The organism is Ferviditalea candida, from assembly GCF_035282765.1.
GTDB lineage: Bacteria > Bacillota > Bacilli > Paenibacillales > KCTC-25726 > Ferviditalea > Ferviditalea candida.
Window position 1 is genome coordinate 266,689 of record NZ_JAYJLD010000001.1, and the last position, 13,828, is coordinate 280,516.

14 protein-coding genes are annotated in these 13,828 nt (G+C 51.4%); 7 read left to right on the forward strand and 7 right to left on the reverse strand.

Annotated features, from left to right (window positions below):
* Window positions 1-32: 32 nt before the first annotated feature.
* The 3 genes from VF724_RS01405 to VF724_RS01415 all read left to right on the forward strand — a co-directional run bounded on the left by VF724_RS01405 (window position 33) and on the right by VF724_RS01415 (window position 3,087).
* Window positions 33-746 carry a Crp/Fnr family transcriptional regulator gene (locus VF724_RS01405; protein WP_371752413.1) on the forward strand — a complete coding sequence of 238 codons (714 nt, stop codon included), beginning with the start codon at window positions 33-35 and terminating at the stop codon, window positions 744-746.
* A gap of 163 nt (window positions 747-909) precedes the next feature.
* Complete coding sequence (gene rocF / locus VF724_RS01410; RefSeq protein ID WP_371752414.1) at window positions 910-1,821, forward strand: arginase; 912 nt, start codon at window positions 910-912, stop codon at window positions 1,819-1,821.
* A gap of 24 nt (window positions 1,822-1,845) precedes the next feature.
* Entirely contained in the window at window positions 1,846-3,087 is a 1,242-nt protein-coding gene (locus VF724_RS01415; protein WP_371752415.1) for an ornithine--oxo-acid transaminase, read from the forward strand.
* Here the strand turns inward: VF724_RS01415 and msrB are convergent.
* On the reverse strand, window positions 3,017-3,997 hold the full coding sequence (gene msrB / locus VF724_RS01420) for a peptide-methionine (R)-S-oxide reductase MsrB (RefSeq protein ID WP_371752416.1): 981 nt from the start codon (window positions 3,995-3,997) through the stop codon (window positions 3,017-3,019). The genes VF724_RS01415 and msrB overlap by 71 nt on opposite strands.
* A gap of 135 nt (window positions 3,998-4,132) precedes the next feature.
* Between msrB and VF724_RS01425 the strand changes: the two genes are divergently transcribed.
* Window positions 4,133-5,374, forward strand: a complete 1,242-nt coding sequence (locus VF724_RS01425; protein WP_371752417.1) for an aminopeptidase — start codon at window positions 4,133-4,135, stop codon at window positions 5,372-5,374.
* 511 nt (window positions 5,375-5,885) lie between these two features.
* Here the strand turns inward: VF724_RS01425 and VF724_RS01430 are convergent.
* The 4 genes from VF724_RS01430 to VF724_RS01445 form a co-directional block, all read right to left on the reverse strand.
* On the reverse strand, window positions 5,886-7,925 hold the full coding sequence (locus VF724_RS01430) for a peptidoglycan D,D-transpeptidase FtsI family protein (protein ID WP_371752418.1): 2,040 nt from the start codon (window positions 7,923-7,925) through the stop codon (window positions 5,886-5,888).
* Between the two features lie 89 nt (window positions 7,926-8,014).
* Window positions 8,015-8,212 (reverse strand): hypothetical protein, encoded by a 198-nt coding sequence (locus tag VF724_RS01435; RefSeq protein ID WP_371752419.1) that lies wholly within the window; start codon window positions 8,210-8,212, stop codon window positions 8,015-8,017.
* Between the two features lie 171 nt (window positions 8,213-8,383).
* Entirely contained in the window at window positions 8,384-9,184 is an 801-nt protein-coding gene (locus tag VF724_RS01440) for a transglutaminase domain-containing protein (RefSeq protein ID WP_371752420.1), read from the reverse strand.
* A complete protein-coding gene (locus VF724_RS01445) occupies window positions 9,181-9,543 on the reverse strand; it encodes a hypothetical protein (RefSeq protein WP_371752421.1) in 363 nt (120 codons plus the stop codon). Before VF724_RS01445 ends, VF724_RS01440 begins: the two co-directional genes overlap by 4 nt.
* Before the next feature lie 208 nt (window positions 9,544-9,751).
* Between VF724_RS01445 and VF724_RS01450 the strand changes: the two genes are divergently transcribed.
* Both VF724_RS01450 and VF724_RS01455 read left to right on the forward strand, forming a co-directional pair.
* Window positions 9,752-10,927 carry an MFS transporter gene (locus VF724_RS01450; protein WP_371752422.1) on the forward strand — a complete coding sequence of 392 codons (1,176 nt, stop codon included), beginning with the start codon at window positions 9,752-9,754 and terminating at the stop codon, window positions 10,925-10,927.
* Between the two features lie 151 nt (window positions 10,928-11,078).
* On the forward strand, window positions 11,079-11,459 hold the full coding sequence (locus tag VF724_RS01455) for a toprim domain-containing protein (protein WP_371752423.1): 381 nt from the start codon (window positions 11,079-11,081) through the stop codon (window positions 11,457-11,459).
* A 58-nt stretch (window positions 11,460-11,517) separates the two neighbouring features.
* Here the strand turns inward: VF724_RS01455 and VF724_RS01460 are convergent, their stop codons facing one another.
* Together VF724_RS01460 and cyoE are read right to left on the reverse strand one after the other, a co-directional pair.
* Window positions 11,518-12,126, reverse strand: a complete 609-nt coding sequence (locus VF724_RS01460) for an SCO family protein (protein WP_371752424.1) — start codon at window positions 12,124-12,126, stop codon at window positions 11,518-11,520.
* Between the two features lie 9 nt (window positions 12,127-12,135).
* A complete protein-coding gene (gene cyoE / locus VF724_RS01465; RefSeq protein ID WP_371752425.1) occupies window positions 12,136-13,065 on the reverse strand; it encodes a heme o synthase in 930 nt (309 codons plus the stop codon).
* A 313-nt stretch (window positions 13,066-13,378) separates the two neighbouring features.
* On the opposite strand from cyoE, the gene VF724_RS01470 reads away from it, so the two are divergent.
* Entirely contained in the window at window positions 13,379-13,810 is a 432-nt protein-coding gene (locus tag VF724_RS01470; RefSeq protein ID WP_371752426.1) for a cell wall hydrolase, read from the forward strand.
* Window positions 13,811-13,828 lie beyond the last annotated feature (18 nt).

The window sequence follows — 13,828 nt, forward strand, 5'->3', positions numbered from 1 at the left end:
GCAAGTTATTGTTGGGAGGGGGTTTTTTTACAATGTGGTTTGTCAAAAAGAGTGAAATTCTGTCTCTCATCCCTATTGAAAATTTAGATGATCTTCTTCAGATTTTCAGCGACCATCAAAATGTCAAGAAAAATACGATGATCTATCAACCGGAAGACCCGAGCGATTACGTCTATTTAATCAAAAAAGGCAGCGTCCGTCTCATGCGGTTGGCCGACAGCGGCCAGCAAATTACGCTTTCGATCGTTAAGGAAGGCATGATTTTCGGCGAAGGCGACGTACTGAACGAAAAAACTTATTCCCACTATGCCGAAACGATCGAAAACAGCTCAATCTGTTACATTCATAAAAGCGACTTCAAGGATCTTCTGAAAAAATACGAGGAAGTCAACAAATTGATCCTGAACATCCTGTATCGGCGTTGGCGGGAAGCGCAGCAGCAAATCGAGAATTTGGCATTTCATGATGTTCGCCAGCGTTTGATCAGCATCTTGCGGCGGTTCAGCAACGATTATGGACAAGAATACAATCAAAACGGTCTTAACGGAACGTTGATAAATGTAAAAGTATCCCAGGACAAGCTTGCCGATTTTTGCGGAACCTCCAGAGAATCGATCAACCGGACGATGAAAGAAATGAAAAGTGAAGGCCTGCTTGATATGGTGGGGAGAAACATCTTGTTGAAACCGGATTTCTTTATTACCCATCAGGATATAACCAATAAAGAAAAAGCATTGACCTCTTAAATACCGCTCACCCATAACCACCCGACAGCCGGGAGTTTTCCCGACTGTTTTCTTTTTTGCCATTTTTTATCTTAATTGAAGGGAGTTTAAAGGTTCATCACCCAACCTCGCGACCAAACGTATACTGGATGTAAACCTCATTCAGTTAACGCGAGAGGAGGCGATGATTGTGCGCACTGTCCATCGATCTGTTACCCTGATCAAAGCTCCCATGGAGCTTGGAGCCGGCAGGCAGGGAGTGAGTCTCGGGCCTGAAGCGATCCTGCAGGCCGGGCTGCTGCGGCAGCTGAACCTGCTGCCGATTGATGTTAACCGTGAAATCACGGTTCCGATGCTCAAAACGTTTGGCGAACCCCCCAATCCAAAGCTTAAAAATCTCCGGGACGTGCTGCGGTTTAATACAAAGCTGGCATCTGCCGTATATAGGACGGCCAAAGCCGGAGCCTTCCCGCTCGTGCTTGGGGGGGATCACAGCATTGCCATCGGAACCGTTGCCGGTCTTGCCGATCATTACCGGAACCTCGGAATTATCTGGTTTGACGCGCATGCCGATCTAAATACGGTGGAAACAAGCCCTTCCGGCAATATCCACGGCATGCCGCTGGCGGTTTGCCTCGGCATCGGAGAACGTTCGTTGGTCGCCATCAACGGTTTCGCCCCCAAAATCAAGCCCGAACATATCGTCATTATTGGAGCACGCCAGCTGGACGAAGGGGAAAAGGAATTGATTCGCAAGCTCGGCATCGCTTGCTATACCATGCATGATATTGATCGTCTGGGCATGGCCCGGATTATGGAGGAAGCGCTCCAGATCGTTGAGGGGCGAACCGATGGTCTGCACATCAGCTTTGACGTTGACTGCCTCGATCCTTCCGTTGCGCCCGGAACCGGAACCCCGGTGCCCGGCGGCTTAAGCTATCGCGAGGCCCACCTGGCTCTGGAGCTGCTGCATGAATCCGGTTTGGTACGGTCGGCCGAATTTGTCGAGGTCAATCCCGCTTTCGATGTCGACAACCGGACTGCCCGCACCGCAGTCGAATTGATCGGATCGCTGATGGGTAAAACCATCCTCTGAGTCTGTACTGGAGAGGAGCACGCCATGAACCATTCGATGCAATTAATCAGAAAAACTGAGCAGTACGGGGTTCAGAACTATCTGCCCCTTCCCGTCGTCATTTCCAAGGCGAAGGGCGTATGGGTCGAGGATCCCGAGGGCAACCGTTACTTGGATATGCTGAGCGCTTATTCCGCTCTCAACCACGGACACTGCCATCCGAAAATTATCGGCGCGCTGAAGAAACAGGCCGATCAAGTGACGCTTACATCAAGAGCGTTTCACAACGGGCAGCTCGCCCTGTTTTATGAAAAATTGTCCGCCTATGCCGGTAAGCAAAAAATCCTTCCGATGAACACAGGGGCGGAAGCGGTGGAAACCGCCGTCAAAGCAATCCGCCGTTGGGCTTACAGGCGCAAGGGAATTCCCGACAACCAGGCCGAGATCATCGTCTGCGAGGGGAATTTCCACGGCAGAACGGTCACCGTCACCTCCTTCTCCTCAAGCGAAGCCTACAAGGACGGGTTCGGCCCTTTCACTCCGGGCTTCAAGCTGATTCCCTATGGAGATATCGAGGCGCTGAAGTCCGCTATCGGACCGAATACCGCAGCCTTTTTGGTGGAGCCCATACAAGGGGAAGCCGGCATTATTATGCCGCCTGCGGGCTATCTGAAGGCCGCAAGGGAGCTGTGCAGCCGGCATCGGGTGCTGTTGGCCGCGGACGAAATCCAGACCGGCTTCGGACGCACCGGCAAACGCTTCGCCTGCGACTGGGAGGATGTCACTCCCGATATCTATATTCTCGGAAAAGCGTTGGGCGGGGGCGTGTACCCAATCTCCGCGGTCGCCGGCGACCGCGAAGTCATGGATGTGTTCGATCCGGGCTCGCACGGCTCCACCTTCGGCGGCAATCCGCTGGCCTGCGCGGTGGCCTTGGCGGCGCTGGAAGTCATCGAGGAGGAACAGCTGGAACAGCGCTCGCATGAGCTGGGTTCCTATTTTCTCGGAAAGCTGCAAACCCTCAAAAACCCGCAAATCCAAGACATTCGCGGACGAGGACTGTTCATCGGAATCGAGCTTTCCGTACCGGCAAGACCTTTTTGCGAAAAACTGATGCGTTCCGGGCTTCTATGCAAGGAAACGCACGAAAATACGATCCGCTTCGCTCCCCCGCTGACCATTGACCGGCAGGAGCTCGATTGGGCGTTTGAACAAATCAGGAATGTCCTTCAAACAGACTCGAATATTCCCCGTACCCTTCCTTCTCCAAATCTTCCTTGGGGATAAATCTGAGCGCCGCGGAGTTGATGCAGTATCGGAGTCCTCCGGGGGCCGGCCCGTCATCAAAAACATGGCCCAAATGGGAATCGGCCCTTTTGCTGCGGACCTCGGTGCGAATCATGAAGTGGCTCAAATCGGCCTTTTCCTTCACCGCCCCCTGATGCAGCGGTTTCGTGAAGCTGGGCCAGCCGCAGCCGGAATCATATTTATCCAGCGAACTGAACAAAGGCTCTCCGGATACGATATCCACATAAATGCCTTCTTCTTTATGATTCCAGAACTCGTTATGAAACGGGGGTTCGGTCCCGTTCTGCTGGGTCACTTTGTACTGCATCTCCGTCAGCTTGCTTTGCAATTCCTGCTGATCGACCCGGTGCTTCCAATTTTGTTCAATAAATTCGTCCCGGCCCGAGCCTTTGCGGTACATCTTATATCTCAACGGGTTCTTTTTATGGTAATCCTGATGGTATTCCTCTGCCGGGTAGAAAGCCTGCGCCGGCAGGATTTCCGTAACGATTGGCTTGGCAAACCGGCCGCTTGCGGACAGCCTCCGCTTCGATTCCTCCGCCTTGATCCGCTGTTCTTCATTGTGATAGAAAATCGCCGTGCGGTAGGACGATCCCCGGTCATGAAACTGGCCGCCTTCATCCGTAGGATCGATCTGCTGCCAGTAAATCTCCAGCAGCTTCTCATATGGAAATATCCGGGGATTAAATGTGATCTGCACCGCTTCCGCATGTCCTGTCGTTTCAGAGCATACCTCTTCATAGGTCGGATTTTCCAGATGGCCGCCGGTATAGCCCGACACCACTTTCACGATCCCCGGCAGCTCCTCAAACGGGGTGACCATGCACCAGAAGCAGCCTCCCGCGAAGGTCGCCGGCTGATGTTTTTCCGATTGTCCGTCTTTGCGCATTGTGAATCCTCCTATTTTGAAAATTCGGCAATACCATTTTACCCCAATTCACCGTTTTTGTATCTCCCCGATTTTTCCTGTATGATGTGATCATAAACCAAAGAAAAGGAAATCTGCCATAAGGAGGCCGATGATTTGAGAACGTTCGCGGAAAGCCAGGAAAAATATGCGGAATTGATCGTCAAAGTCGGCGCAAACATCCAAGCCGGCCAACAAGTCATTGTCGAATCGAATGTGGCAAACGCCGATTTTGCCAGGCTTGTGGTGAAAACGGCTTACAAGGCCGGAGCCAGGGATGTCCATGTGGAGTGGACGGATGATGAGATGAAGCTGATTAAGCTTCTGCATGCTCCGGATGATGACGTATTCAAGGAATACCCGTTGTGGAAGGCCAAAGGCTATGAGGAAATGGCGGAGGCCGGGGCAGCGCTCATCCAGCTTTATGCTCCCAACCCCGATCTGTTGAAGGACGCGGATCCGGAAAGGGTTGCCAATGACAATAAAGCCAGATTGACGGCAATGCGAACCTTCAGGAAATATGTGATGAACGACAAGATCAGCTGGACGATCGCTGCCGTACCTACCGTATCCTGGGCCGCAAAGGTTACGGGGGAAGCGGAATCGGCGAAAAGCATGGAACGCATGTGGGAATTGATCTTCAAGCTGACCCGGATCGATGCCGAAGAGCCGATTGATGCCTGGAAGGAGCATATACGCCAATTGAAGCGGAGAGAAGCCGTCCTGAATGAAGCCAGATTCAAAAAGCTACACTATCGCGCGCCCGGCACCGATTTGACAATCGAGCTTCCGGAGAAGCACATCTGGATGTGCGCGGAAAGCCGCAATGAACAGGGGGTCCCCTTCGTCCCCAATCTTCCGACCGAGGAAGTGTTCACCCTGCCTGCCAGAGAAGGCGTCAACGGTATGGTTGCCAGCACCAAACCGCTGAATTACAACGGCGCCCTGATTGAAAACTTCAGCCTCTCCTTCAAACAAGGGAGAATCGTTGATTTTCACGCGGAAAAGGGTTACGAAACCCTGAAAAAATTGATCGAAACCGACGACGGCGCGCATTATCTCGGGGAAGTCGCCCTGGTTCCCCATGACTCGCCCATATCCAACACCAATCTGATCTTCTTCAACACGCTGTTCGACGAGAACGCATCCTGTCATCTGGCGATCGGCAGAGCCTACCCCCCAACGCTGGAAGGCGGCTCGAAAATGAGCGATGACGAACTGGAAAAGCATGGAGCCAACCAAAGTCTGGTCCATGTCGACTTCATGATCGGCGCCAAGAATCTGGAGATTGACGGCATCAATGCCGACGGCTCCATTGTGCCTGTCTTCAGAAACGGCAATTGGGCGTTCGGCGGTTGAGCCGAACGCCTCAGCTTGAGAACGAAATCACCCTTCGGGTGACTGAAATAACGAAACCCATACTTTAGTGTTATTTAGGGACCTTCCACGAACACACCTCCGCAGCATTCAATATTTACTCTATAATTACATAATAAATATATTTATTAAAAATATTGGGATAAGAGAAGGGCAGTTCTAAGTGTTGATGGTGGGTGGGATGTTCAAGATCAGCAACCGTTGAATGAGGGTAAATTATAAAGCAAATCAAGGTGGGGTTTGCACTTACTGTGCAGACCTCACCTTTTTTCTTTTAACTATTGTCGTTTTGAGGTATCTTCTGTAGAGACCTGGCGTTCGCCTTTGAAACCGGGTAAATACCGAAATTTGTAATCCCTTTTCCTGGTTTCAACAGCGACGGAAGAAGATACCCCCACCCGACGTAAAGACTTCATTTTATTGTTAGGGTTTCTCGTCACTCTGGGAGTGCCTCCGGCACTTTCTTTTCAAAAGACAGCATTTCAATGTATCCTTATTGCTGCTTGTCGCTCAGGCCGACATATTGATCATAGGCATCGAAGATCACCCTGGCTACCGGAGCCGCGCTCCATGCCCCGTATCCCCCTTCGGGAATGACGACGGCAACGGCCAGCTTCGGTTTCTCGGCAGGCGCGTAGGCGATAAACACCCCGTTCTCGACCTTCTTCCCGGCAACATCCGACTGCGACGTCCCCGTTTTGCGCAGGAAATTGTACTTGAATCCGTCAAAGCCGGTCACAAACACTTTGGACATGCCTTCTTCGATCACCTGCCAATATTTATCCGAAAAGTTGACCTGGTTCAAAACTTCCGGCTTGAACTCCTGAAGCGTATTATTGTCGTAGTCGGTAATCCTTTGAACGAACTGCGGCTTCAGCCGTTTTCCGTGATTGGCAAGCTCTGCAGCATATTGCGCCAACTGCAGCGTGGTATACCTCGCCTCCTGACCGAAGGCCCCGAGGATCAGCGGAGACTGGGCCTGATATTTCTTCGCGTCGTCAAAGTAATAAATATCACCCGCGCTTTCACCGGGCAGGCCGCTGCCTGTCGTTACCCCCAAGCCAAACGATTTCATATAGCTGTCCCACAATTTGACCGGATCCTTAATCCGGCTGCTCATATACAGACGATTCCCGATCATCGAGCCCATGAACGTATTCGAGGAATGCGCTATGGCCTCGGATGCATTGATATTGCCATAAGCGTGATGGTCCGAATTGTGAATGGCGGAGCTGCCGTTTTTCCCGAAGGTGAAAGTCCCGGTATCCTGATACCTCTCCTCCGGAGTGATCAAGCCTTCATTCAAGCCAAGCAAAACTGTCAAAGGCTTAAGGCTGGAGCCGGGGGGGACCAGTGACGTCGGATGCTTCCCGTACTCGTTGTCCGGATAATCGGCGTAACGTTCGCGAATCGTTCCGTTGGAAATCCGTCGCTGAATTTCCTTCAGCTTCTCACTGCTGATGCCGCTGCGCCAACTGTTCGGATCGTAGTCGGGATAACTGGCCATCGCGACCACATTGCCGGTGTTGACTTCCATCGCCACCGCATAACCGGATACGGCATTATGGCCCATGTATGGCGTCTTCAGCTGCCTTGCGGCATCGCTTTTCATGTATTCGAGCTGTTTCTTGATGGCCTGCTGCGCGGCAAGCTGCACATCCTTCTGGATCGTCAGGTATAAATTGTCCCCTTTAACCGGCGGAGTGATCGATACACGGCCGATGATCTTGGATGCGGCATTCACGGGATACGTCCGGGCCCCGTTTTTTCCGCGAAGCTCATCCTGGTACATGAACTCGATCCCGTCCATTCCCACGTATTCGTCGGGGAGATATTCCTCAGCTTTCACGCTGTTCCTGTATACATCCAAATATCCCGCAGGGGATCCCACCACCGTTTTATACGGCCGCAAATAGCCGATCAGCTGCACGGCAATGCCCTGCTGATTCTGCTTGTCGTAATCGTAATGACGCACGCTCTCCTCGGCAATTTCCAAGCCCTTGAATTCATCCCGGTGCTCAAGCAGATACGCGATTTCCTGCGGCATTAAATCCTGCTTGATTCTGCGCGGCGTCGAATAATAATTCAGGATGCGAACATCATTTTTTCCAAGGTCGAAGCCGACGTCCATGCGGCGAAGCACTTCCTCCGGCGTCAGCTTTTCCGCATCCTTGCCGCCGTGCTGATTCAGCGCATCAGACAGCTTCTTGGCCATGGCAATCACTTCGTCCTTATCCTGCCCGGGCTCGACACGGTAAAACAGCGACTGCACCGAGGTGGTGTAAGCAATCGGATAGCCGTCCCTGTCGTAAATCTTGCCGCGGATCGGAGCAATCGGATTGGAGGTGACGGACGTGCTGCTTTCCAGCGCCTTCATGCTCTCGCCTTCCACAAACTGCAGGTACGCAAGCCGAACAATCAATATGGAAAAAAGCAGGAAAATGGAGAAAAAGAAAATATTCAACCGTAAAGCAAAATTTCTTTTTTTGACGATTTCCTGCTGTGTCGGATCCTGATTCTGTATCTGGCTCAATTTGGGTTTCCTTTCCGTTATTCATCGATTCTCATGCATTCATCGGTTCCCATGCATCAGCTCACGCAGAGAGGCAATCCCTTCCCCCGTTAAAGATCATTTTTCTTCTCATAATAGAATAACCGGATAGCCTCTTGCAACACCTCTGAAATATGCGCTTCATCCCTGTGAAAGGCTTGGGTTTCCAAATACGCTCTGCAAATATTATGGGCTTCAGGAATGGTGAGCAGCGTGTCGCCCGCATCGAAAAATATCGCGCGGTATTGTTCCAACGGGTAGCATGTCATGGCTTTTTCTCCGATCGGCAGCGTTACTTAAAGTTTATCACAAATAGTACCGATTGATATCCCCCTTGATCTGTAAAATTATGCATCCTTGGGCATCGTAACGAAATAACTTCCACTAAATTGTCAGCAAAGATCAATTAAAGCGTTTGATACAAAGTGAAACTAATTTCATTACGAGCCCTTAATGTGCGTGTCGTAAAAATGGGGCGGATCAAACCAATTGGCGCCGCTGCCGGCCCACGTTGTGTCCAATGGAATCCATTTTCCTTGTTCGGTTATATAAACCTCATTCCATGCATGAGGCCCGTAGCTGCTTCGGCCGTCATATCCCTGTCCCGTGACCACCTTCACCCGCAAACCGACGGATCGCGCCATGACGGCGTAAAGCCGGGAATAGTCGATGCAGACCCCTTTTTTCGATCGATAGGTGTCCTCCGGCGTCTGCTCCTTCCAAATCTGCTTCTCCTCATACAATGTCACTTTTGCATTGTCATATTTGACTCTGGACCCGACCCAATCATACAGGGCTCTCGCTTTTTCCAAGTCCGTCCGCTTGCCGGCGACGATCGTTTTAGCCGCTTCGGAGATGTTATCCGGAATATTCCGGTCAATGATTTCATAACGCCGCTGCAAAATTTCACTGATTTGATCCTGCACCGCCTGCGTAAAAATCGGCAGGCGTTCATGTATGAACTCCCCCGTGAACGGTTCGATGATTTGCGTAGCTCCCTGCTGATACACTTTCGATTCCTTGATGTAATTCGTCAAGGGTCCGTCGGGGGTGAGCGTCACATAAGCGAACAAGACAGCGATTAAGATCAACGCCCGCGTCGTGCCGAGCACGGAGCCGATCGCCCCGCCCGCCAAGCCGTTCAAAAACGGAAACTTGGCCGGATATCTTTCCGCGCGGTTCAGCCTCGCGAATCGAGTCCCCAGATACGAGGCCAGAATATGCCACAGTAAATAAATCAACTGTTTGACGACAAAAAAAGCGAGATGAACAGCAAAGCGAAGCGGAATAACCGAAAATCACGGACCCCGGTAATGAATGTGTAATACATCTGTTGGAACGCGCCCATCGGGTCGGGGGGGATTTGAATGTTCCACTTCTGGATAAGCGCCCTGATTTGCGGAGAAGCCCATTCCGCAATCTTCCAAGCTGCCAGGACCCCCGCCACGGTGATTCCGCCCTCCATGACAAAAAAGAAGAGATGCCGCGCCGACCCCGACGCCCCCTTCATCATTCCCTGCAAAACGGAGACAATGACAACGATGACGAGAAGAAGCGACAGAAAGTTGACCGACATGAACTGATCGATTCCCTCAAACATATAAAATTTCCCTCCGCATTCAATTACGCATGAGCTTCCCTCATGGATTCATCAAGTCAAGATTATACCTGAAAACGGCTTCTCTTAAAATCATTCGCGGCCAAGGCGAGGTTTGGGAACGCCTAGAGAAAAATGGAATATCCAGACCGTTGAAGTCGTACAAGTAAGGTGAGCGGTATTGATGAACATGAAACGGATGTGATTCCTAATGAAAACGGCAATTTGGCTATATCTTTTTACATTTGTCGCCATTTTCGACCTGCACGCCCAATATCCCATTCTAACCCCTTTCGCTCTTTCTTTGGGAGCCGCGCCATCTTTCATCGGCTTGATTATGGGCGCTTATTCCCTCACCCATATCCCCGGGAACTTGCTGGCCGGATACGGCATCGACCGTTACGGCAGCCGCATTTTCATTTCCGCCAGTTTGCTCGGAGCGGGAGCGCTCCTATTGTACCAATCGCAAATCACCGATCCGTATCAGTTGCTGGCCGTGCGTTCAATCAGCGGATTTGCGCTGGCTTTTCTCTCACCCGCCAGTCTATCCCTGCTGGCTAAAATCGCCAAGGACAAATTGCAGCAGGGAAAATTCATGGCCGGAAACGGACTCGTCCACACCTTTGCGTCGGTCGCTTCCCCTGCGGCAGGCGCCTATTTGGTCGCCAAAGTCGGCTTCACCACCGCTTTTACCGTATTGGGATGGGGGCTGATCATGAGCGGATTGTTCGCGTTCATTTGGATCCGCGATGCACGGAGGCCCGTCGAGCTTTCCATGCCGCCAGTCCAGTTCGCGGGAAGCTCCACTTCCCGCTCCGGATTGAATATGCGCAATCAGCCTTCCTTCCCTTGGCAGATTTTCTTTATTCCGCTTGCGCTGTCTTTTTCACAGGGCATCCTCTACTTTGAGCTTCCGCTGATGGAAGCATCCCGGCAATCCGTCATCAGTTCGGGAATTCTGTTCTCCATGGTGAGTTTCGGATCCCTATTGACATTAAGCATGTTTTTTTTAAACAGGCTTTCATCCTTCGTCAGAACGGCCGCGGGAAGCTTGGCCATGGCCATCACCTTCTTCGGCATGGCCGTCGATTGGCCGCTGCCGTTTTCCTTGTCCTTATTCATGCTTGGGATGACCATGGGCCTGATTTTCCCGGCGCTGTCCACCTTACTGGCCAATCTCACCGATTCCAGCCGATACGGCAGGGTTTTCGCCTATTTGTCGATCACTTATTCGATCGGCGCCTTCTTCGGCCCCATCTTTGCCGGTCAAATGCGGGATCATGCCTCGATATCTCCATACTACATCGCTTTCCTCGCACTGATGGCGGCGCTTGCCGTTGTGCCTGCGGGGCGGATTCCGAAGATCCTCACCTCCAGAACGGGTTGAAAACACCGAACGGCTCCATCAGCAGCTGCGGCTCCGCAATAACCATTATTTCTCGGGAAATAGGAAGAGGAAAAAACAAGGGAAAACGAGAAAACTATGAGGTATCCGTCGTCTTCAAAGCGCAAACCGGAATCGATCAAGGAGGAAGAGCATGGATATCGCCATTATTGTCGAAGGAAAAAACGACAGGAGCCATTTGAGAAAGCTGCTGCACAAGGATGTTCCGATTCACTGCACCTACGGAACCCCGGGCACCGCAAAACTTGAGGAATTGAAGAAAAAAATCGGAAGCCGCCATGTGTACTTGTTCACCGACAATGACGCTTCCGGCAAGAATATCCGAAGACTCCTTAGAGAGACATTTCCGGATGCCGAACAAATTTATACCCGTAAAGGGTATGCCGGTGTCGAAGGAACCCCGGAGGAATATTTGATCCGGCAGCTGGAAAAAGCGGGCTTGGAGGAATATATCCTGTACCCTCCTCCTGGCGGTGTCAACGGGATTTTGCTGAACAATCCTTTTATCCGATGAGAAGCGGCACAAAAAAACAACAGGATCTACAAAAACACGATCCTGTTATCACGAAAGCTTATTCCCTGCTCAGTAGGGACATATCGTTGGCAATATCTTCAATTTTCAATGCCGTGTCATTGGCGTTATACCACCTTCGAACCTTGCCTTGTTTGTCGACCAGAGTAAAGATGTTCTGGTGCATAAAGGCTCCTCCCTCATCCGCAATGACGGAAACGCCGTATTTTCTGGCAACCTCTCTGGTGTAACCTTCTTCGCCTCTCAGGAAGTACCAGCCCTTGGGAACCGCTTGAAAGTGGGTGGACAGTTCCTTCAGCTTGTCCGTTGTATCTCTTTTCGGATCGAAGGTAATCGACATGATGACGGCATCACGCCCCAGCAGCCCTTTTTTGCGCAACTCCTCCTGAAGCACGCTCAGCTTATAGTTCGTCGGAAGGCAGACATCGGGACAATTCGCATAAAAAAAATAAACCAGGCGCACTTTGCCCTGCGCGCTATCGAGCGAAACCGTCCCTCCGCCGGTATCCTGAAGCTGAAACCCGGCAGCTTCGCCGATCACGGGTATTGCAGGCCGGGAATTATAAAAGTATACGGCAGCCGCGGCAGCGGCAAGCAAAAGCGCGGCGGCAGCCCAAATCCATCCGCGCCGTTTCATGGTCGGGTTCATGATCAAACCTCATTTCGCTGTATCGATAATCATGATCAGAAAGGTGATCATCAAATAATTAATGGAAAAGATGAAATTGTTCCTGGCCCAGATGTCGTCGTTCTTGCTTTTCAGGCCCGCCAGCGCCATTATCAGCCAAATTCCGCCAAGAACAACGGAGACGGAAAGGTGGACGATCCCTACATAGCCGTAATAGTACAACAGCGTGGAAACCGGAATGAGCAGAACGATATAGGGGATCATCTGCAGCTTGGTCCGTTGGGTCCCTTTCACGACGGGAAGAATCATGAAGCCGGCGGCTCTGTATTCTTCTTTGCGGCGAATGCCCAATGCCCAAAAATGCGGGGGCTGCCATAAAAACAAGATGGCGAACAAAATCCACGCCCCGGCATCCATCGCTCCGCTCACCGCCACGTATCCCATCACCGGAGGCATGGAGCCCGAGAACGATCCCATCACCGTACTCAACGTCGAGGTCCGTTTAAGCCAAGCCGTATAGATGATGACATAAAAAAACATGCCGATCAATCCGAGCACAGCCGTCAGCGTATTGACCAACAATACGAGCTCGGTCAATCCGGCAAGCCCGAGAATCGTTCCGAACCATAATACTTGGGTGGGCTGAACCCGCCCTGAGGGCAGAGCCCGGCTTCGCGTGCGGGCCATTTTCCGGTCAAATTCCCTGTCCAGAAAATTATTGAACACGCAGGAAGAGGCAATGATCAGAGACGTTCCGATCAGCATGAATATCATCAACGCCCAATTTATACTCCAATGGGAAGCCAGCCAAAAACCGCCGAACGCTGCAATCACATTCGAGCGGAGGATTCCGGGCTTCATCAGCTGCACATAATCCTTCCAAGTCGCCCCGCTCTCGACGGGAACCGAAGCATCCTGCATCGGTTCGGAGGGAGCATGTATACTTAAATGTTTTTCCACTGCCGCGATAATCCTCCTTGAAAAAAAGAGATCTCCTGCGATCTCTGTAATTTTGCCCGCTTTAAGCGGAGTCGATGCGATGCCCTATGCCAATCCATGCGCCATCGCGAATGAGAATGGCACTCATACCTAACTATCATAACAACCTGAATCCTGTTTGACAATCTGCGCAGAATGTTTTCATAAAATTGTCGTTTTATCCAGCTTTGTCATGTAATTTTTTATTGACAATACCAAGTAACATCCGAACCGGTGGGCGAATATACTGTGTACTGTGAATTCAGCCTTGGTCGAAGGGAAGTGATGAGCAACCATGGCCGTGATCAAAGCGTCTACGGAGCATATCAAACTGCTTGCCAGGCTCATGCGGGCGGAAGCCGAAGGGGAAGGGGATCTTGGCATGCTGATGGTTGGGAATGTCGGGGTTAACCGGGTTAAATCCAACTGTCTGGATTTCAAAAAAATCCGCAATCTTCAGCAAATGGTCTTCCAAAGACCGGGGGGATTCGAAGCGACCGTCAAAGGGTATTTTTATCAACGCGCCAGAGATAAAGAAATTCGCCTCGCCCGAAGATGCGTCAACGGCGAACGGCAGCACCCCGCATCGTATGCCCTGTGGTTTTTCCGCCCCTCAGGAGCCTGCCCGAGCCAGTGGTATAGGCAGAGAAACACGGGCCGCTACAAAGCCCACTGTTTTTTCGCCCCCACCGGCAAAGATTGTCCGAGAGTTTACGGAACATACTGAAAACAAAGGAGGAATAAA

Coding starts and splice junctions, on each gene's coding strand:
- msrB (WP_371752416.1), bottom strand. CDS start 3,997: ATGCGCAAAGACGGACAATCGGAAAAACATCAGCCGGCGACCTTCGCG.
- rocF (WP_371752414.1), top strand. CDS start 910: ATGATTGTGCGCACTGTCCATCGATCTGTTACCCTGATCAAAGCTCCC.
- VF724_RS01435 (WP_371752419.1), bottom strand. CDS start 8,212: ATGACATGCTACCCGTTGGAACAATACCGCGCGATATTTTTCGATGCG.
- VF724_RS01445 (WP_371752421.1), bottom strand. CDS start 9,543: ATGTTTGAGGGAATCGATCAGTTCATGTCGGTCAACTTTCTGTCGCTT.
- VF724_RS01450 (WP_371752422.1), top strand. CDS start 9,752: ATGAAAACGGCAATTTGGCTATATCTTTTTACATTTGTCGCCATTTTC.
- VF724_RS01460 (WP_371752424.1), bottom strand. CDS start 12,126: ATGAACCCGACCATGAAACGGCGCGGATGGATTTGGGCTGCCGCCGCG.
- VF724_RS01455 (WP_371752423.1), top strand. CDS start 11,079: ATGGATATCGCCATTATTGTCGAAGGAAAAAACGACAGGAGCCATTTG.
- VF724_RS01405 (WP_371752413.1), top strand. CDS start 33: ATGTGGTTTGTCAAAAAGAGTGAAATTCTGTCTCTCATCCCTATTGAA.
- VF724_RS01470 (WP_371752426.1), top strand. CDS start 13,379: ATGGCCGTGATCAAAGCGTCTACGGAGCATATCAAACTGCTTGCCAGG.
- VF724_RS01415 (WP_371752415.1), top strand. CDS start 1,846: ATGAACCATTCGATGCAATTAATCAGAAAAACTGAGCAGTACGGGGTT.